Genomic DNA, 19741 nt, shown 5'->3' with positions numbered 1-19741 from the left:
TAGCCTCCTAGAGTAAAACATCTGTATCATATTGTAGTAAAAGTTGTTTCTGCGTTGTTTCTGTAATACGGGCTCGATTAGAACGCTTTAATCCGGGAATCCATAACAAACCCTCATTGTCTGCTATCATAGGAATACGTTCTCTTAGCTGCTTCGGTACCTTCTCATCGATGAAAAGATCCTTTACCTTCTTCGTGCCTTCCATGCCAAAGGGTATAATTCTATCTCCTGGTCTACGGCTTCGTACTGTTAATCCACCCTTGACTTGATCTAAATCGAATAAAGCTTCGTATCCAGACCGTGGTTCAATTAAAGTAGATTCTCCCTCTATAATACGGGCGTAAAGCCAAGCATTAATCTCTCTAATATATGTACGTCCTGGGACTTCCATGTTATAACAGTAACTTTCTGTTTGCTCACCATAATGGGTCAGCTTCGTACTAAAAGTAACTTCATCATACTCCTTAAAAGCCTGTATCCCTTGAGGAAGTTCCAATCGTGATGCATTACGCCCGTGGCGCATCCATTCCAGGATGGATTCAATATGTATAAAACCAATATTTGCTTGTTTACGATCTAGATAATTAAATATTAGTTTAATCATCCTCCTTTGTAAAGCAAGGTGCATGGATAGAAATAGTTTACCCTTGATTACAATTTTATTTTCTTCTTTAGATTTCATGATTGATTCGAGCATTTCTGTAGAAATTCGCTCAAAATAATCATTTTCTTCACTTGCAATCATGCCTAGTTGGATTAGGGCTTCTTGTATAGAAGGGTTTACTTCCTTCTCGAGCCACGGAATGACTTCCAATCGAAGAAAATTGCGGTGGTACTTCTTTTTCAAGTTACTGCTGTCTACTCTAGGAGTTATTCCTTGAAGCTGACAGTACTTCTCTAAGTCATCTTTATAAAAGGAAAGAAGAGGTCGAATAATCGTTAGGGGGCCCCATGCTCTAGAGTCAGGAATACCAGCAATGCCCTCGATCCCTGTTCCCCTGAAGACTCTCATCAGAATGGTCTCAGCTTGATCATTCGCGTGGTGCGCTAGGGCAAGCTTCCTAATCCCCCACTGACTTGCAACTTCTTGAAAAAATTGATATCGAACCTGGCGTGCCGCCGCTTGGGGATTGGCCCCTGTTTCTCGAATCCACTCTGGAACATTGCGTTCTTCTACACGACATGGAATCCCATAATCTCTACAGTACTCTTCGACAAAGCGAGCATCTTCTTCTGCTTCTTCCCCTCTAAACTGGTGATTCAAGTGTGCGGCATATACCTGCCACCCTTCTACTTCGGACAGGTCATATAAGGCTCGAAGTAAGGCCAGGGAATCCACTCCTCCCGAAACACCTACAAGGACCTTCTCCCCTCTCTTTAATAATCCCTTTTCCTTTATCACAGCATTAAGCTTGGTTACAAGCATAAGTTCTCCCTCAAGCAAGTAAATTGGTAACACGTGGAGGTAATTATATCATACATAGTGAAATGTACGGACGAACGAAATACAAAAAGTTTGTGAAGATCTGGCTGCGGACAAGAAAATAGAAAGCCCAAAGGTTTAAGTCACCCTTGAGCTATCAACTCACTTCCCATTATTTCCAGTCTCTAAGGAAATAGACGTTAACTTACGCGTTTGGGCCGTTGTATAGGTTCCATGCCTGGAATAGGGAAGGTTCCCCATCTTGGAATGAATTGATCAATTCTCGATACAAGTATAGTCATGTCGTCGTTAATCTCTCCAAATTTGCTTCGTATCACCCTCTCTAGCAAGATATCCGTGATTTCCTCTGGATCGTCGGTCTTCAACTCCGAGATAATTCGCTTAAACCACATCTCCTTATTCTCAATCTGGGCAGGTGCCTCAAGCAAGCCATCACTCACCATGATGAGGATGTCACCTGGCTTTAATTGCTCAGTCACCACATCTACTTCAATATCTTCAATAATACCAATCGGCAAATTATTTGCCGTAATCATGAAGACCTCTCTTCCTCTTTTAATAAAGCTAGGGTTCGATCCTGTTTTAATAAACTTTGTATGACCGTAATACTGATCGACAATGGCTAAGTCAACCGTGGCGAACATTTCATCCGGCGATCGTAACGATAACACCGTGTTTACAGACTTAATAGCTAATGTCTCATCTAATCCAGCTTCTAATAACTCCTTAAGTAATTGAAGAGTAGAGGTACTCTCAAGATGCGCCCGATCTCCATTTCCCATCCCATCACTGATAGCCATGATGTACTTCCCACTCCCAAGCTCCATTGTCATGAAGCAATCGCCAGATACCAACCTCCCATCCTTAGCCACACCTGTACCATAAGAAGACACCGAATAATTTTTCTCCGAGCCTAGGATCACGACACATGTCCCATCTCCTGAAACATCGCACTCTTTACTCTTTACTGTAATATTTTCACCCACAATCGAGGTCAGCATCGGTGCTATAATACTTTCACATTGCATATGTCCATCACAAACGGGCTGTGTAATTTCAATATCGACCTTCCCCTCTTCTAAACTTAGAATGTTCACCCTTTGTACGGACAAGCCAATATTCTCTAGAGCCCCGAGAATCTGTTGTTCCTGTAAAGATAGATCGATTCCCTCACGTCCAAGTTCATTGGCAAAGTTGCGCATCACTTTAGAGACACCCGCTAGCTGATCTGCTACTAATCTTCTGCTGTCCTTCACCTGCTTTTGCATAAATAGTCCTTCCTGTACAGCAAAGTATTCTTCGTAGATCACCCTTTCTAATTTTTCTTTATTTCCACACATACTGTGATAATCGGTTCCCTCTAGCCGATCCCGATCGATCTCTCCATAGGCATCCAATTGATGTATGAGTTCCCCTAGGATATGAACGGTATTTTCCGTGCCATATTCCGACCAGCACTTTTCCTTCCTCCAACACGTCTGACAGGATCTTTCCGTTATTCGAGCCAAAAATTCGTTCATATCCATACTCTCTTGCTCTTCTTCCTTTTTATTTTGAATCGATACTTGGGTAAAGGCATCAGAGAGCTCTTGGAATACAGTTGAGAACTTCATAATCTTTCCAACGGTGACATCACGGACCTTTTTCATATACTCATATTGGGACTTCTCATTTTCCTCCGTACCAGGGATAAATCTCGATATGTTTTGTAATAAAAATGGCGGAGTAAGCAGGAACAATCCCACCGCCATAAGAGTTTCTATACTTGAATGGATGATAGACTGCTTGTCTCCTACATAAAGGATAAAGATAGACGAACCTAAAATCATCCCAAGGGCAGCCCCGCCGCGTTTTCCTTCCTTTAATAACCCAGATAACAATCCAGCAAAAGCTAGCAAGCTAATCTGTTCCACCAGCCTAACGTCTGCTAAGCTTATTATAACTCCCGTAATCACCCCAACCGTTGCCCCGATCATCCCGCCTCCGACGAAGGCTAATGTCAGTACTAGATACTTTGCAAGCGTACTCTGGACGGAAACGCCATCGATCGTCCAACCAATGGTTCCGGTCATTACAGAGGCTAGTAAGATCACTAAACAAACAATCTCATCTGGCTTTAATTCATGATGATATTTTCGACTCGTTAAGAAGGGTAGCGATTGAACAAAAATCAGCGTAAGAACCATTGCCAATACGGCTTCAACCACATTCATGATGGTTGAATACAGCGTCATTTCATTCGAAAGATACGTATAAGCCGCTCTACTAATAAATAGTGAAATCAGTACGATAAATGGAGCTTGATTCAACTCCCTTTTTACTCGCTTTTCCTGAACCCTTAAAATCATAAAGGCGATAGCTAAGCTTATGAAAATCATGACAGCATGTGAGGTGGAATGTGATGCAGCACCCATTAATAATGCGATTGAGGTTAAAAGCACCTTGTCCTTCCTAATAAAGTAAACAACGATAAAGTAGGCTGTCGCAAAGGGGGCTAAATCTTGGAGGATCATCGCCCTTCCCAGCAAGTAACCCATCAGGATATAAAAGATCCCTAGTCTTTGTATCCCTGTTTCTAAACCAACCGCTGTCCTGGAAAGAAGGCGCTGTGCTGGAACCATCATTCTCTGTCCCAAATGAGTAGCAAACGCCTGAATACGAGACATAACTCAACACCACCCGATTTGTAATTTATTGATTTGATTATAGACTTGTCCAATTGTAAAATTTGTCAAAACAAAGAGAGGGATTCCAAGAAGTTTGCGACAAATAGTAAGCGCAGTCTACAAGAAGGTGGTTTACATTTGTTTCCAATCGTCTACAGCGCTCTATGTAAGCTGGAATTTGTTGTCATAATGTAAATCAGTGTCGATAAAATGATGGTATAAATTTTAGAACAACTAAAATTAGCAGGCAAAAAAATAAAAGGTGTCTACTCGTATAGTTCATACGAATAGACACCCAACGTGGTTATTCTGGAGTAATAAATATTACTTCACCAGGCTTGGACAGATGATAGTCTCTTCGAGCTATCTCTGCTATATATTCCTTATCATGTAGCTTGTTCACCTGATACGTTAACTCCTCATTCTCTAGCTTGACCTGATCAAAGGATTGTTGTGCTTTCCTTAGATCTTCTTTCTTTCCTAGGAGAATAGATTGTTGTTCATACCAAGTGAATCCGGCCCAAAGGCAAAAGGGAAACATCACTAATGCGAGCAATCGCTTCCTTCTTCGTTGACCCCTTATTCTCGTTTCTGTTGGATCAAGTTCAGGCATAGGCTGGCTCACCTCATTCGTCTTTGTCTTTGTCGATATCATCTTTACGCTTCAACTTAATTAGTTTCGCCAGCCTTTTTAAAATTCCTGCTCCCTTCTTCTTTGAACCGGAATATATTTTCTTACCTAACTTTGATGACTTTGTACCTAGTGGGACGAAGATCTTCTGAAACAACCCATAAATAAACAGAATGATCTTCCACACAAACAAAGAAATCGTTACAATTACGGTAATGATCACCTTATATAAGAAGATCACTGGTTTTATAATCAACGTCTGTATCATGTTAATGATAAAGCGATAAATGGCTTTAACTAACTGAATGAATCGCAAAAACCATTTTACATAAAACGAATGAAAGAGAGCGAAGTAAGCCCAGGCTCCAATCCCCATGCCTAAAAACAAATAAACTCTTACGATTCCATCATTAATGCGTAACAAGGTTCCAAATACAAGGAAAATACAGCTCGCCCAAAACAAAAGATCGCAGATGATCACTAACCATCCGCGAAGCCCAGTCTGCCCTTTCATTACTCTATATGTATCGTAAAGCAGACCCATGGTCAGGCCGCAGGCAACCATCATCAGCATCGTAATCGCTTGGATTTTTATACTCACTTGAACAACTTCCCTAGGAATCCTTTTCCTTTCGATCCCCCGCCTTGCTCATCGATATAGCCCAAGTCAAAGACATAGCCTTCAATGGACACCTGTCCTGTCTCCAAGCTTAGATTCTTCATGTGCAAGTTCTGACCTTTTATACAAAGGAATCCACATTCCGTCTCAAGCAAAAATTCTTCACTATCAAAGCTCTCTACATTTAACACCCCGGAAATTTCTAATTTCTTGCGGTTAAACATCATGATTTCATGCCTTGGGGTCTTTTTCGCATCCGCCATAACCTGTACACCTCCGTGATTCGCTTTTTTGTACATGTTATGGCTTGGATACAAGAATTAGAACCTGAAATGGAAGTTACCAAGGATAATCCGGATCAATCTTTGGCTCTTCCTGATTCAATCTTTCCTCAGAAACTAAAGTATACATCGTGGCTGCTTCTTCCTTTTTTGTAGAATCCACAATACGCTCGATCGTAACAGTGACCAGGCGGTTCCCGTAACGAATAGCCAACTCATCCCCCACCTTCACGGTGCTGCTTGATTTGGCTTGTCTTTGATTCAGCTGCACACGTCCCTGATCACAAACTTCTTTGGCCATGGTTCGTCTTTTTACCAATCTGGATACCTTTAAGAATTTATCTAGTCTCATCTGTTTCAGCACCTCTGCTTCACTTAAGTTCGTTTCGCTTCTTGCCATAAAGCTTCCATCTCGTCTAGAGTTGCTTCTTCGAGATTCTTCCCCATCTCTTGCAGTCGCTTCTCGATATGAGAAAATCTTGTCTTAAACTTACGATTCGTTAAGGCTAACGCTTCTTCTGGATCTACCTTCAGGAATCTGGCCAGATTGGCAACAGCAAACAGAAGATCTCCTAGCTCTTCCTTTACCTCTTCTGCATTGCTAGCTTGTTTAACCTCGTCCATTTCTTCTTCAATTTTAGCATAGACGTCTTGTACTTGATCCCAATCAAAGCCTACCTTTGAAGCTTTCTTAGCTAACTCATAAGCAGTCAACAATGCCGGTAAATGTCGAGGTATCCCATCTAATAGAGATTTATTTTCGATATCGATTCCTTTATCCATTTTCTCTTGTACTTTAATCTGATCCCAATTCGTTAGTACCTCATCGCTCGTGTCAGCTGCCTTCTCACCGAATACGTGAGGATGCCTGCGAACAAGCTTCTCATTTAACACGGAGATAACATCTTCCACAGTAAAATCCCCATCATCCTCAGCAATTTGCGAATGAAGCATTACCTGCATCAAGAGATCTCCCATTTCTTCACACATCGCTTCGGGGTCATCATCATCAATGGTTTCTAATACTTCGTAAGTCTCTTCAATTAAATGCTTGCGAATGGACTTATGGGTTTGTTCTCGATCCCAAGGGCATCCCTCAGGACTCCTTAAAATGCTTATAATCTCCCGCAACGTGCTAAACTGCCGATTCAGGATCTTGTCATCCTGTGTCGGTGGAACGTAGACCGCAGCTAAGTTGTGAGTGCCTTTAATATGATCTAACTCATATAGAGGCATCTGTTGAATCTTCTCTTCCCCAGTCACACCCGCGGCAATCACCAATGTAACAGGATACTCATCCGGAAAAACTTCCATAAGTGTTAATTTTACTTCGGACGCGGTTAGATCATCATATACTTGCGTAATGATGGTATGTACCCGAGGATTGATATCTTTTCGATCTAAGTGAAGGGCATCAAGGAGAACAAAACCTTCAACCGGATCCATTTTGATGGCCGTGAACATCGCATCAAGAAAGCTTTGCCCTCCCAATATTTCTACCTCGACACCCTGATCATGTGCCTGCTGTAAAAGAAGCTGAGTTGTCTGCTCAGCCACCATAGGATGACCGGGTACAGCAAATAACACCTCACCCTTCTCTTTGGCTTGAACGAACAGCTCCTTACAAATCAAATGATAGACCTCCGGGAAGCTCTCTGCGTCTTCATAAAATGAATCGAAGGATTGGAATTTAACTCCTCTTTCTTTTAATTGCTGAGCCACTGGATGCTTTTGCGTACGAAGATATAAGTGTTTTGCCCCTGTGATCTGCTCATAAACGCCTAACGGCATCTGACTTACATCACCTGCTCCTAAGCCAATAACCGAGATCTTCAACATGTCTAAAACACCCTCTTTTCTAATCTCTCAATAGATGTAATTTGTTTAGCAAAGGAATAAACTTCTCTGCCTTAGGGATATACTGCAAATCAGTTCGGGTAATGGAACCTGAAATAAATAAAGCAATTCCAAATATCATAGCGCCAGAGACGACGGCAATGATCGCCACGACCGTGAAATAAAGACGATAAGACTCGATGACACCAAAGAGCAGATTCATACTGATTTGTTCAATGAGGAACACCATCACCCCCATCATCGTTACAGCAAAAATGGGCTTAAGGAAGAATCGCTTAAATTGAAAAGTAACTCCTGTATATCTGGCTACAGCCATGAGATTTAACATCGTAGCTACAGCGTAAGCGAGAACGGTAGCAAGAGCTGCTCCCGTAATCCCCATTAAAGGGATGAGCATGATATTTAAGCCTACTTTAATGATGACCCCGACTAACAGATTCTTAGCTGGAAGAAGTACTTTACCTAACCCCTGTAGAATACCCGCTGAGGTAATACCAAGAGTAGAAAAGATGGTTGTAAAAGAAAGAACGATTAGCGTAAAGGTTCCGTTGTTATTTTGATAAAGCATGATATTGACCGGCTCCGCCACAACAGCCAAACCAATTGATGTCGGTAATCCAATCATTAAGGTAAGGCGCAAGGCTAGCTCAGTTCGACTCTGAATGATCTGTTTCGCACGACGAGCATTCGCCTCCGAGATCGCTGGGACAAGAGAAAGGGATAAGGCTGTAGCGAAAAAAGCACCAAAGGAGACTAAAGGCTGTCCCCGGTCGAATACTCCTTTGAGAATATTAGCTTCTTCTGGTGGATAACCAGCCTTCATAAGAAGATTAGCCACGGTAAAGGAATCCGATAACTGGAGTAACGGCAGTACGAGTGCACCAAAGCAAATCGGTATAGCATAATATAGTATTTGTTTCATTAGCTGCCAGGATGATTCCTGGGGCATCTTTTGTTGAGTAAATTGTGGTTCTTTATGTAACTGTTTGTTCTTTCTCCAAAACAAAAGAAGGACAAGAAGGCCTGTTAACGCTCCTGTGAAAGCTCCGAATACAGCTCCGGCTCCTGCCAAGTATTCATTCCCAGTTGTACTCATAAACCAGTACGCCAGAATGATAATCGTTGCTACACGAACAAATTGCTCGGCAATTTGAGATATCGCTGTTGGAACCATATTCTGATGGCCTTGGAAATAGCCTCTCATGGCTGCCATTGGAGGAACGATAAGTAACGCATATGAAACACTTCGGATCGGAAGGGTGAGCTTATCATTACCCATCCACATAGCGATGGACTCTGCCCCATAATACAAGGATAAAAAGGAAATAATTCCGGTAAAAAACAAGGTAATCACGGAAACTCTAAACACCCTTCGAACCCCATATAGATCTCCAACGGCCAATTTTTCTGAAACCATCTTCGAAATGGCGATGGGAAAACCGGCAGTTGCCAAGATTAACAGAGTTCCATAAAGCGGATAAACCTGGGTGTACACATAGTATCCCAAATCACCTGTAATGTTTTGATAAGGAATCCTGTAGATCAACCCCAACATCTTGGAGAATAAAGAAGCCAGTCCAAGTATGGCCGCTCCTTTAATAAAGGTTGCTCCATCCAACTTTTTTGCCATATATTTCCTCCTCCAGGATTCAAAATCTAAGCTATTATATCATATGCCCAACTAAACACAAAGAGCTCTTCCAGACCACAATTTAGTCTGGAAGAGCTCTATCCCTTGTCCATTATTGTTCCATTTGCTTCGCTAGAAAACCAGCTGCGGTTTCTGCCATCTTCGTTTCCAAGTCGCCCATCTTTACGGAATCCTCTTTGCTAGAGAGGATAACGGCACCAATGGGGTCCCCACCTGCCACAATCGGAGCCACTACAACCGAGGAATAGTGTTCCTGTAAGTCACGGCAGATTTCATACTCACCAGGTCCCTGAATCATGGTTTTGCGTTCTTCCATACAGGTTTCAATCATTGAACCAATAGCCTTGTCCATAAATTCTTTCTTACTAGCCCCAGATACAGCAATGACGGTATCTCGATCAGAGATGAGCGTAATATGTCCTATACTTTCATATAAAGAGTCTGCATATTCTTTGGCGAAGTCTCCAAGCTCTCCAATTGGGGAATACTTCTTTAGAATAACTTCGCCGTCCCTGTCAACAAAGATCTCAAGAGGGTCACCTTCACGAATTCTTAGAGTTCGGCGAATCTCCTTCGGAATGACCACACGGCCAAGATCATCAATTCGACGAACGATTCCAGTTGCTTTCATTATCTAGATGCCTCACTTTCACTTGAAGTATTTACTTGACTGGAACTACCCATAACCATCGTTTAACCCTATTTTTATCCTTTTCCTTACCTGTTGGGGAAGTGCTTGTTTCCTGGTGTAGGGATAGTATATATCTCCTTTATGGATAATATTCACCAAGCTATGCTTCACCCTTATTTTGGAAGACAAAAAAGAGGACCCCTTAAGGGATCCGTCCTATTCCTTCTTCTCTGGAAGGTTTACATTCTTTAAAATGCCTTCTAATTCTTTTTCCATGAATGCATCATATTTTTCATTCACGAATTGAGATCTAATTTGATCAGCTACATCTTCGTAGCTCTTCTCCGTACGCTTCTCCACTTTCATAACGTGGTAACCGTAATCGGTTTTAACAGGATCGCTGATCTCGTTAAGAGGAAGCTCAATTGCTGCCTTCTTAAACTCAGGTACCCACATGGCAACCTCTACATCTTCGTATAAACCGCCAGTTTCTTTACTTCCAGGGTCATCGGAGTATTCTTTCGCTAATGCTGCAAAGTCTTCTCCCTTACGCAATCGATCCGACAACTCATCGGCTAGCTTTTTCGCTTCTTCATCAGTTAAAGCTTTCTTCTCGCCTTCCGCAGGAGCCATAGGCTGTTCCCCTACAGAGACTAGGATATGACGAACGGATGCCACCGTATAATCGCCTTGACCCTTTCCTTCATCATAACGCTTCTTAATTTCCTCTTCTGTTACCTGAGAACGCAGGTAAGCTTCTACCTTCTTATAACGTACGAAGAATTCCTTCAGCCCTTCATCCGTAACTTTTTGGTCTTGCATTTGCTTTTCTACCTTTTTCTCATCGCCGCCTAGGACCATTAGGTATTGTCCTTTAATCCGGTCAACTAATTCCGTAGCTTCTTTTTCCGCATTGCTAACATCCGGTGCTCGTTCTGCCATGATGATTTCAGAAACATAGCTTTCTATGAAAAGCTTCAAGGATTCAGGAAGTTTCTCATGGATCGCTAAACCAGCTTGTGGATTGATGAACGATTGGATCGCTAGATAGCTCTCGAATTGTTCAGCAGTAATCTTACCGCCTTCATATTCTGCAACAACGGCTTGAGGATCCATCCCTAAGTTTACGTCAACAATTGGAACTGGATTCTCTTCACCATTTGGCTGTTGATTTTGATCGGCTGGAACAGCCTCATCCTTCGCTTGAGCCGCCTCATCCTTCGCTTTGGCGTCTTTATCATCTGCTGTCCCACATGCGGATAACACAGATAACGCTAGGGTAAAGGAAAGCATTAGGGCTCCCCATTTTCTAAGTGGCAACATTATTTAGTTCTCCCTTCACTTTTTTCACCTGTTCGAATTCCGATAGGAATTTCTCTACAAGCTTGATCCCATCTTCGGGAGTCAACCCATTTACTTTAACAGTAACTGATAGGTGTTGTCCAGTTGCTAGGGACATACGTCGATCATACTGGTTAGCGAGAGCAAACAATTTGGTACCGTCGATTTGCAAGTTCTGATCCTGATGCAAATTAATAATAATATTGGTTCCCTTTTGCACTATGCTCGTGATTCTGTGCTTATAGGAATATACACGCAGTCGGGCTACTCGAAGAAGGTTCTCCACTGAAAGCGGAAGATCTCCGAAGCGATCCACCAGTTCTTCTTGTAAATCCTCTACATCCTCCATCTCGAATACAGCAGCAAACTTCTTGTACATCGCGATCTTCTGCTTACTATCGTTAATATAGTCGGATGGGATAAACGCATCTAATTGAATATCAATCTCTGGATGAATGGATTCTTCCTCTTTCGGACCACCCTTCAATTCATCAATGGCTTCCTTCAGCATTTGGCTATATAAGTCAAATCCGACGGAGGCAATAAACCCGTGCTGTTCAGCGCCTAGAAGGTTACCAGCTCCACGAATGGCTAAGTCTCGCATGGCAATTCTAAAGCCCGACCCAAGTTCCGTAAATTCTTTAATGGCTTGAAGCCTCTTCTCTGCTACTTCTGTCAGCACCTTATCACGCTGATAGGTAAAGTAAGCATAAGCCATTCGATTCGATCTTCCTACCCTTCCTCTTAACTGATAGAGTTGGGATAGCCCCATACGGTCCGCATTATATACAATCAGCGTATTTACATTAGGAATATCGACACCTGTTTCAATAATCGTTGTACTGACTAAGACATCAGTATGACCCTCAAGGAAATCAAGCATCACTTGCTCTAGCTCCGTCTCTTTCATCTGACCATGTGCGACGGCTACTTTACAATCAGGAACAAGGAACGAAATCTGTTCCGCCATCTGTTCAATTCCTTGAACTTGGTTGAATAGGAAGTAGACCTGACCTCCACGGCCTAATTCTCTTTCAATGGCTTCCCTAACCAGTGCTGCACTATATTCCATCACATACGTTTGAACAGGGAAGCGATTTTCTGGCGGTGTCTCGATGACAGAAAGATCCCTTACCCCTAGCATAGACATATGGAGCGTACGTGGAATTGGGGTAGCTGTCAGCGTAAGGACGTCAACGTTGCTCTTCAATTGCTTTAGCTTTTCCTTATGCGTAACCCCGAAACGCTGCTCTTCATCTACAATAAGAAGTCCTAAGTCTTTAAAGATCACATCTTTAGAGAGTAGACGGTGGGTACCAATAATGATATCCAACCTTCCATCTTTGAGCATTTTCATGGCCTCGTTCTGTTCTTTGCGGGAACGGAATCGGCTAATCACGGCGAGATTCACAGGATAGCCTGAAAATCTCTCTTTGAAGGTCTCAAAGTGTTGTTGCGCAAGAATCGTCGTTGGAACCAACACGGCCACTTGTTTACCTTCCATAACCGCCTTGAAGGCAGCACGAATCGCAACCTCTGTTTTTCCATACCCTACATCTCCGCAGAGTAGGCGATCCATCGGACGAGATCTTTCCATATCCTTCTTAATCTCTTCAATCGCACGAAGCTGATCGGCCGTTTCATCGTAAGGGAACATGGCCTCAAATTCACGCATCTCCGGTGTATCCTTGGTGAAGGCATAGCCTTGACTTGCTTCTCGCTTTGCATAGAGCTTAATGAGATCCGCAGCAATATCCTGAATGGAGGAGCGGACCTTACTTGTAACCTTCTTCCACTCCGTACCACCTAGTTTATAGATCTTCGGTTCTTTATCTTCATCGGCTACATATCGCTGCACCTGATCAATCTGTTCAATGGGAACGTAGAGCTTATCATTACCGGCATATCTTAGGTGCAAATAATCCTTATGAATGCCGTTAATTTCAAGCGTTTCGATGCCGAGATATTTCCCTATACCATGGTTAACATGGACTACGAAGTCGCCCACTTTTAATTCATTGTAGTTCTTTATTCTCTCCGCATTGCTGATATTGGTCTTTGTTTTTCTTGCTTTCCTAGCTTTCTGCGTAAACACTTCCGATTCCGTTACGACGATAAGGTGATGAATCGGAAGCTCGAAGCCGGTTTGCAAATTTCCTACGGTAATGATCGGTCTGTTTCCTAGGGTTTCAATAGGTCCTAAGATGAGATCTGCTTCCATTTCATAATCGTGAAACACTCTTTCTAAACGTCTAGCCCTCTCTTCATCCGCCGTAAGAAACACGACCTGGTGCTGAGACTTGGTCCAACGGTCGAGTTCACCTTTTAGAACATTCATTTGACCATGAAAATCTTGCATAGCCTTACAGTTGAAGTTCACAATGTTCTGCGGTGCCGTCTTGGGTATCTGACGAAGAAATAAACTGAGGTGAATCAATCTATTTCTTTTATTATTAATCAGTTCATCATAGTTAAGAGCAATAGGAATGTTATGAGCAAACTCCCCTTCCGAAACAAGGGTCGTCTTCCACTCAGCCTCTTCCTTTTCGAGTTGGTCGATCGTCTCTTGAATACGTGAGGGCTCATCGAGAACCATAATGGTGTCTTGCGGCATGTAATCTATCAAACTCTGGTATTCAGGATAGAGTAGAGAAATATATTTATAGATCCCTTGAAAGCGATTACCTTGCTTTAATTGCTCAATCTCCCATCCCATCTTCTCCGCTAGCTTTTCCTTGACGGTTGGATCCTTCACCGTTCTTAGCGCTTCACTTAACTTCTGCTCTAATCGCGATGCCGCAGATACTAACACATCTTGGCTACCAAATACTTCACTCATCGGTGGGATGGTAATGGTCTCTAACTTTTCTAAAGATCGTTGACTAGCTGTGTCGAAGGTACGAATAGAATCTACCTCAACATCAAACAATTCGATGCGAAGTGGGTTGTCCAAATATACAGGGAATATATCCATAATTCCCCCACGGATACTCAGTTGACCTTTTGCTTCTACCATGTCTACTCGTTCATATCCAATGGATATTAAACTCTGTATTAAAGATTCCAACTCAATCTCTTGGCCTACCTTTACGGTGACCTGGGACTTCTCCCATACCTCTTGAGATACTAAAATTCTTCTTAAACCAGCAAACGGCACAACTAGAATTCGCTTCTTCTTCTCACTTAATTTATTTAATACCTCAATCCGGCCAGCAAGCGTCTCTGGGCTGGCTATAGCCATCTCGGATACGATAAGCTCATTGGCTGGAAACAACAATACCTGGTCGTCGCCGACCAGTTCTATTAAATCTTCATATATCTTCTGGGCTTGGAACATGTTATGTGTAACAACTAACAAGGGTTTGTCCAGTGACTCAAAGATGGCGCTTAAGAACACCTGTCTAGAAGAACCACTGAGCCCTGCTACTAACTGTTCCTTTAGACCCTGACTAAAGCCTGTAATTATGGTTTGAAAATCTACATTTTCTAAAAATCTTTGAATAATTCCCTTCACGATTAGCCCCCCTCTCCGTTGGGTGGAAAAAATAAACCTTCTTAAAAGTAGAAAATAAGCCTCAGCAAGGTGGGCCGAGGCTATTGTACGTTATTGCAGAGGATAAGCCAACTCGGGGTTCCGTTCAACAGCTTCACTGCAATATTCACAAGTTACGTTCACAACCATATCACCATTATTATAGCTAATTATATGTTGTCGTTCTTCAGGGGTCAAGAAATGCCAGCCTAACTGCATCTCTGTGACATGATCAGACTCAATTGTCCCATGGGTGGATTTGCAATGTGGACATACATATTTTATAGACATGATTATGCCTCCTAAGGGGAGTTTATTCCTGATAGCTATTCTTTCCCCTCCCAAGGTAAATCATACTTGGACCGTTAGTTAAACCGATTCATAACTTGAACAAACGAGTCCTCCAGCCAACTATTAGCGGCTTCAGACGCTTTTTTTACAGCAGATTGAATGTCCCCTTCCTCCTCTTGGTGGAAAGGCTCCAACACATAGTCTACTACCTTTCTTCCAGCAGGCGGCCGGCCAATCCCCACTCTAATCCTGTAGAATTCTTCTGTCCCTAAGTGCTGGATGATGGATTTAATTCCGTTATGACCACCAGCACTTCCTTTCATCCTTACTCGGATCTGACCCACCGCGGTATCCAAATCATCATAGATAACAACCAACTGGTCTGTTTCTAACTTAAAGAATTGCATCACTTGAATAATGGATTCTCCTGATAGATTCATATAAGTCAAAGGCTTGAGAAGAATGACCTTCTCTCCCTTTACATGACCAACACCATACATTCCTTTAAATTTAAGCTGATTCATATCTATGCCTAATGTTCGAGCGCATTCATCTACAGCCATAAAACCAGCATTATGTCTTGTTTTTTCATATTGCTTGCCTGGATTCCCCAGCCCCACTATGAGCTTCAAAGCCGTTCCTCCTCTCCATCTATATACAAAGAGAACTGTGTGCCAAGCTTAATCCCTTGTCATCACACAGTTCTCTTCAGGTGTTCTATTATTTTGCTTCATCCAATCCGTGGCTATCACGAGCTCCAACCACTTCAGGCTCTTGAATTTCGTCAGTTGGTTCTTCTTCCACCGGCTGTAAACGAGGCGGAACAATGGATACAATGACTTCATTCATCTCGTGTTGAACTTCAACTCCAGAAGGTATATCTAGATCTGCTATCGTGATTGAAGAGCCAATCTCCAGCTCCGATACATACACAGGGATAGTCTCCGGACGCTCTGTCGGCAAGCAGCGAATTTCCAATTCTCTAGTCTGGAATTGGACTACCCCACCTTGCTTGGCTCCCGTCGCCTCTCCAATTAAAGCGATAGGAACTGTTGTAACCATCGGTTTGTTCATGTTTACTCGTTTGAAATCGACATGCACAATTCGGTCCTTTAGGTTGTCCTTTTGGACCTCATTGATGATTACTTTCTCCGTGGTTCCATCCTGCATCGTTAAATCAACAATACTACTTTTCCCGTGTCGACGAATGTGTTGCTGTATGTCGCTGTAATCCACGTGAATGTTCTGGTTTTGTTGATTCAATCCATATAGAACAGCTGGTATTCGTCCGTTATTTCTTAATTGGTTTAACTCTGAACAAGACTGGTTATTGCGAAGCTCCGCTCTCAATGCGCTAGACATACAAAATCACCCTCCTAAAAGTAGTACATTCCCTATTGTTTCCCTTTTAGGAAGGTTCAAACCTAATCAAAAAGTTTACTTACAGATAGTTCCTCATGGACGCGGATGATGGCTTCTCCAATGATTGGAGCGATGGATAACACTTTGATCTTAGGAATTAGCTTCTGTTCATCAAGTGCGATGGTATTCGTTACAACCAATTCTTGAATTTTCGAGTTCGCAATTCGCTCAATAGCCGGGCCAGAAAGAACGGGGTGAGAACAGCAAGCATAAACACCCTTCGCTCCGCTCTCTACTAAAGCATTAGCTGCCAATGTAATGGTTCCTGCTGTATCAATCATGTCATCAATAAGAATGGCTGTCTTCCCATCAATATTTCCGACAATATTCATGACTTCAGCGACATTAGGTTCTGGTCTACGCTTATCGATAATAGCAATTGGTGCTTCTAAGCGTTCAGCTAATTTCCTCGCTCTCGTCACACCACCATGATCCGGAGATACAACAACGATATCTGATAGTTCTTTCTCTAAGAAGTATTTGGCAAGTATCGGCACACCAAGCAAATGGTCAACCGGAATATCGAAGAACCCTTGAATTTGCGTTGCATGCAAGTCCATGGCGATCACGCGATGGGCCCCAGCCGTCTCAATTAGATTAGCAACCAACTTGGCTGTGATAGGATCACGGGCACGGGCTTTACGATCCTGTCTTGCATAGCCATAGTAAGGAATAACAACATTAATACTTTTCGCTGATGCTCTTTTTAGGGCATCTAACATAATGAGTAATTCCATAAGGTTCTGGTTAACAGGTGCGCTCGTCGATTGAATAACAAAGACATCCGCTCCACGAACACTTTCATTTAATTTAATTTGAATTTCACCATCGCTAAAACGAACAACTTCTGCATTCCCTAGCGGGATACCAATGTGGTCAGCGATTTCCTTTGCTAATTGGGGATTTGCATTACATGTAAATACCTTCAGCTTTGGGTCACGATAATTTGCCATTTCCTTCTATAACCTCCAACCTATTTTTCCTTACGCAGCCACTTACTTGCATAACCTTCTTTATTCGATTGACGCTCCCGGGCGACAGCTAACGCTCCCTCTGGAACATCTTTTGTTACCGTGGATCCGGCCGCAACATATGCCCCTTCTCCAATAGTGACAGGAGCTACTAAATTAGAATTACAGCCAATAAAGGAACGATCTCCGATAATGGTCTTGTGTTTGTTGACACCATCATAATTTACTGTGACGGTTCCGCATCCTACATTGACACCTTCCCCTACCTCTGCATCTCCTAAATAAGAGAGATGCGATACTTTAGAGAAGTTACCAAGACGAGTGTTCTTTAGTTCAACGAAATCGCCCACTTTAACCTGCTCACCAACATCAGAGCCTGGCCGGATATAAGCGAAAGGACCTACAGATGCCTCTCTGCGAATCATACTGTCAGATATGACGGAATACTGAACGGTCACACCGCTCTCTACTTCTGTATTCGTTAAATCTGCGTTAGGTCCAATGAGACAATCCTCACCAATTAGGGTCTTTCCGCGTAGAAAGGTTCCAGGCTGAATGACTGTATCTGCTCCAATAACGACATCATCTTCGATATAAGTAGATGACGGATCTATAATAGATACTCCGTTACGCATATGGGCTTCGTTAATACGACGCCGCATAATTTGTTCGGCTTGGGATAATTGAACTCGGTCATTAACACCCATTCCATCTTCAGCATCCTCTGTAAGGAAAGCCGAAATCGTTTCGCCTTGTTTTTTTAGTATCCCAATAACATCCGGGAGATAGTACTCCCCTTGCACGTTATCATTATTAACTTGGCTAAGCGCCTTAAATAGCAGCTCATTGTTAAAACAAAAAATCCCTGTACTGATTTCTTTAATTTGTCTTTCATCTTCGTTTGTATCCTTATGTTCTACAATCCGCTCTACATGACCTTGCTCACCCCGTACAATTCTTCCATACCCTGTAGCGTCCGCTAAAACGGTAGTCAGCACGGTTGCCGCTGCTTGGGTTGCAGCATGATGAGACATCAGTTGTTGCAATGTCTCTTTCTTTATGAGTGGAGTGTCACCGGTGACAACTAGAGTTGTCCCTTGCTTATCCTTTAATAATCCTTCACTCATCATCACAGCATGAGCAGTACCAAGCTGTTTTTCTTGGAAGGCATAGTGAATATTTGATCCCAGTTGTTGTTTCACTTTGTCGGCTCCATGCCCTACAATCACCACAATCTCATCTATAGCTAGAGCCTGTAATCGATCGACAATATGTTGAACCATAGGCTTCCCACAAACGGGGTGCAAAACTTTATAGAGCTTGGATTTCATCCGCGTGCCCTGGCCTGCAGCCAAAACCACTGCATATTTATGATGCATGGTAGCCTCCATGTATGTACATATTTTATACATTCCAATAGGGTACCTCCATCAAAGGTAAGGTACCCCATATTGACTATATCTTAATCGATATTCGATTTCAAGAGATAGAAATTCAACACCAGAAAAAAGACCTCAATTAATTGAGGTCTTCTACTTCTTTCTTTAAAGAACATTACATTCCTTATAGATAGGGCTCTTAAGCTCCTTCTACCATCTGTTCTTCTTGCTCTTCTTCTAGACCTACGCGCTCGTATTCAGATAATACAGCTGCCTGAATCTTCTCGCGTGTTGTAGACGAGATTGGATGAGCAATATCTCTAAATTCTCCATCAGGAGTTCGCTTGCTTGGCATCGCTACAAACATGCCATTGTTACCATCGATAACACGAATATCATGAACTACAAACTCGTTATCAATGGTAATAGAACAAATTGCCTTCATACGCCCATCCGTGTTCACGCGGCGGAGTCTAACATCTGTCACTTCCATCAAGTAACACCACCTTTTACCAATATATGTGCATGTTACACTTAATTCGTCAAAGGCTAAAAAATTCCTTCTGGTTTTTTGTAAAAAACTTATTAATTTTTTGATTTAATAAAACTCTATTAAAAGGTAGCTGACACCTCTTCTTATATGTTTTAGACTAAATAATCGCGATAGCTTCGACTTCAATAGATACATCTTTAGGAAGTCGAGCGACTTCTACAGTAGAACGAGCCGGCTTATTCGTCGTAAAGTAAGTTGCATACACCTCATTAATCCTTGCAAACTCGTCCATATTCTTAATAAAGACAGTCGTTTTCACTACCTTATCCAAGCTGCTTCCAGCTGCTTCAAGAACGGCTTTAAGATTTGCAAAGACCTGGTGAGTTTGCTCCTCAACAGTACCCTCTACTAAAGTGCCATCCGCTCTTAAAGGGATATTGCCAGAAGTATAAACCATATTCCCGACCTTAACGGCCTGTGAGTAAGGTCCAATAGCCTGTGGAGCTTGATTGGTTTGTACAATTTCCATTGT

At 42.4% G+C, this 19741-nt stretch carries 18 protein-coding genes; all 18 read right to left on the bottom strand.

What is annotated here, in order from left to right; genetic code table 11:
- Positions 1-7 precede the first annotated feature (7 nt).
- The 18 genes from tilS to EIZ39_RS09500 all read right to left on the bottom strand — a co-directional run bounded on the left by tilS (position 8) and on the right by EIZ39_RS09500 (position 19738).
- Positions 8-1426 carry a tRNA lysidine(34) synthetase TilS gene (gene tilS / locus EIZ39_RS09585; RefSeq protein ID WP_129199723.1) on the bottom strand — a complete coding sequence of 473 codons (1419 nt, stop codon included), beginning with the start codon at positions 1424-1426 and terminating at the stop codon, positions 8-10.
- 197 nt (positions 1427-1623) lie between these two features.
- The gene (gene spoIIE / locus EIZ39_RS09580; protein ID WP_129199722.1) at positions 1624-4110 is read right to left on the bottom strand and encodes a stage II sporulation protein E; all 2487 of its coding nucleotides are present in this window, start codon (positions 4108-4110) and stop codon (positions 1624-1626) included.
- Between the two features lie 304 nt (positions 4111-4414).
- The gene (locus EIZ39_RS09575; RefSeq protein WP_164984990.1) at positions 4415-4723 is read right to left on the bottom strand and encodes an FtsB family cell division protein; all 309 of its coding nucleotides are present in this window, start codon (positions 4721-4723) and stop codon (positions 4415-4417) included.
- Positions 4724-4736: 13 nt separating this feature from the next.
- A complete protein-coding gene (gene yabQ, locus EIZ39_RS09570) occupies positions 4737-5342 on the bottom strand; it encodes a spore cortex biosynthesis protein YabQ (protein WP_129199720.1) in 606 nt (201 codons plus the stop codon).
- Entirely contained in the window at positions 5339-5623 is a 285-nt protein-coding gene (yabP, locus tag EIZ39_RS09565) for a sporulation protein YabP (RefSeq protein WP_129199719.1), read from the bottom strand. Before yabP ends, yabQ begins: the two co-directional genes overlap by 4 nt.
- Positions 5624-5699: 76 nt before the next feature.
- Positions 5700-5993, bottom strand: coding sequence for an RNA-binding S4 domain-containing protein (locus EIZ39_RS09560; RefSeq protein WP_129199841.1), 294 nt, complete (start codon positions 5991-5993; stop codon positions 5700-5702).
- Positions 5994-6016: 23 nt separating this feature from the next.
- A complete protein-coding gene (yabN, locus tag EIZ39_RS09555) occupies positions 6017-7480 on the bottom strand; it encodes a bifunctional methyltransferase/pyrophosphohydrolase YabN (protein ID WP_129199718.1) in 1464 nt (487 codons plus the stop codon).
- 19 nt (positions 7481-7499) lie between these two features.
- On the bottom strand, positions 7500-9128 hold the full coding sequence (locus tag EIZ39_RS09550) for a putative polysaccharide biosynthesis protein (RefSeq protein ID WP_129199717.1): 1629 nt from the start codon (positions 9126-9128) through the stop codon (positions 7500-7502).
- Positions 9129-9240: 112 nt separating this feature from the next.
- Positions 9241-9780, bottom strand: coding sequence for a stage V sporulation protein T (gene spoVT, locus EIZ39_RS09545; protein ID WP_129199716.1), 540 nt, complete (start codon positions 9778-9780; stop codon positions 9241-9243).
- Between the two features lie 216 nt (positions 9781-9996).
- Positions 9997-11103 (bottom strand): peptidylprolyl isomerase, encoded by a 1107-nt coding sequence (locus EIZ39_RS09540; protein WP_129199715.1) that lies wholly within the window; start codon positions 11101-11103, stop codon positions 9997-9999.
- Positions 11090-14635, bottom strand: coding sequence for a transcription-repair coupling factor (gene mfd, locus EIZ39_RS09535; protein WP_129199714.1), 3546 nt, complete (start codon positions 14633-14635; stop codon positions 11090-11092). Before mfd ends, EIZ39_RS09540 begins: the two co-directional genes overlap by 14 nt.
- A 90-nt stretch (positions 14636-14725) precedes the next feature.
- Positions 14726-14944, bottom strand: coding sequence for an anti-sigma-F factor Fin (locus tag EIZ39_RS09530; RefSeq protein ID WP_129199713.1), 219 nt, complete (start codon positions 14942-14944; stop codon positions 14726-14728).
- A 74-nt stretch (positions 14945-15018) separates the two neighbouring features.
- Positions 15019-15576: an aminoacyl-tRNA hydrolase gene (gene pth, locus EIZ39_RS09525; RefSeq protein ID WP_129199712.1), complete on the bottom strand. Its 558-nt coding sequence runs from the start codon at positions 15574-15576 to the stop codon at positions 15019-15021.
- A gap of 88 nt (positions 15577-15664) precedes the next feature.
- The gene (locus EIZ39_RS09520; RefSeq protein ID WP_129199711.1) at positions 15665-16306 is read right to left on the bottom strand and encodes a 50S ribosomal protein L25; all 642 of its coding nucleotides are present in this window, start codon (positions 16304-16306) and stop codon (positions 15665-15667) included.
- A 62-nt stretch (positions 16307-16368) separates the two neighbouring features.
- Positions 16369-17319, bottom strand: coding sequence for a ribose-phosphate diphosphokinase (locus EIZ39_RS09515; protein ID WP_129199710.1), 951 nt, complete (start codon positions 17317-17319; stop codon positions 16369-16371).
- A 20-nt stretch (positions 17320-17339) separates the two neighbouring features.
- On the bottom strand, positions 17340-18716 hold the full coding sequence (gene glmU, locus EIZ39_RS09510) for a bifunctional UDP-N-acetylglucosamine diphosphorylase/glucosamine-1-phosphate N-acetyltransferase GlmU (protein WP_129199709.1): 1377 nt from the start codon (positions 18714-18716) through the stop codon (positions 17340-17342).
- 199 nt (positions 18717-18915) lie between these two features.
- The gene (gene spoVG, locus EIZ39_RS09505; RefSeq protein WP_129199708.1) at positions 18916-19209 is read right to left on the bottom strand and encodes a septation regulator SpoVG; all 294 of its coding nucleotides are present in this window, start codon (positions 19207-19209) and stop codon (positions 18916-18918) included.
- Between the two features lie 157 nt (positions 19210-19366).
- Entirely contained in the window at positions 19367-19738 is a 372-nt protein-coding gene (locus tag EIZ39_RS09500; RefSeq protein WP_129199707.1) for a RidA family protein, read from the bottom strand.
- Positions 19739-19741: the final 3 nt, after the last annotated feature.

It is taken from the genome of Ammoniphilus sp. CFH 90114, from assembly GCF_004123195.1.
Classification (GTDB): domain Bacteria; phylum Bacillota; class Bacilli; order Aneurinibacillales; family RAOX-1; genus YIM-78166.
Note: the sequence above shows the minus strand (reverse complement) of the source record. Positions and strands in the feature narration are given on the sequence as shown.

What these genes read in the sequence shown, in the direction of transcription:
- EIZ39_RS09520 (WP_129199711.1), bottom strand. Translation starts at nt 16,306, where the DNA reads ATGTCTAGCGCATTGAGAGCGGAGCTTCGCAATAACCAGTCTTGTTCA.
- spoIIE (WP_129199722.1), bottom strand. Translation starts at nt 4,110, where the DNA reads ATGTCTCGTATTCAGGCGTTTGCTACTCATTTGGGACAGAGAATGATG.
- EIZ39_RS09500 (WP_129199707.1), bottom strand. Translation starts at nt 19,738, where the DNA reads ATGGAAATTGTACAAACCAATCAAGCTCCACAGGCTATTGGACCTTAC.
- EIZ39_RS09540 (WP_129199715.1), bottom strand. Translation starts at nt 11,103, where the DNA reads ATGTTGCCACTTAGAAAATGGGGAGCCCTAATGCTTTCCTTTACCCTA.
- yabP (WP_129199719.1), bottom strand. Translation starts at nt 5,623, where the DNA reads ATGGCGGATGCGAAAAAGACCCCAAGGCATGAAATCATGATGTTTAAC.
- tilS (WP_129199723.1), bottom strand. Translation starts at nt 1,426, where the DNA reads ATGCTTGTAACCAAGCTTAATGCTGTGATAAAGGAAAAGGGATTATTA.
- EIZ39_RS09575 (WP_164984990.1), bottom strand. Translation starts at nt 4,723, where the DNA reads ATGCCTGAACTTGATCCAACAGAAACGAGAATAAGGGGTCAACGAAGA.
- EIZ39_RS09550 (WP_129199717.1), bottom strand. Translation starts at nt 9,128, where the DNA reads ATGGCAAAAAAGTTGGATGGAGCAACCTTTATTAAAGGAGCGGCCATA.
- EIZ39_RS09530 (WP_129199713.1), bottom strand. Translation starts at nt 14,944, where the DNA reads ATGTCTATAAAATATGTATGTCCACATTGCAAATCCACCCATGGGACA.
- yabN (WP_129199718.1), bottom strand. Translation starts at nt 7,480, where the DNA reads ATGTTGAAGATCTCGGTTATTGGCTTAGGAGCAGGTGATGTAAGTCAG.
- glmU (WP_129199709.1), bottom strand. Translation starts at nt 18,716, where the DNA reads ATGCATCATAAATATGCAGTGGTTTTGGCTGCAGGCCAGGGCACGCGG.
- spoVT (WP_129199716.1), bottom strand. Translation starts at nt 9,780, where the DNA reads ATGAAAGCAACTGGAATCGTTCGTCGAATTGATGATCTTGGCCGTGTG.
- EIZ39_RS09515 (WP_129199710.1), bottom strand. Translation starts at nt 17,319, where the DNA reads ATGGCAAATTATCGTGACCCAAAGCTGAAGGTATTTACATGTAATGCA.
- spoVG (WP_129199708.1), bottom strand. Translation starts at nt 19,209, where the DNA reads ATGGAAGTGACAGATGTTAGACTCCGCCGCGTGAACACGGATGGGCGT.
- EIZ39_RS09560 (WP_129199841.1), bottom strand. Translation starts at nt 5,993, where the DNA reads ATGAGACTAGATAAATTCTTAAAGGTATCCAGATTGGTAAAAAGACGA.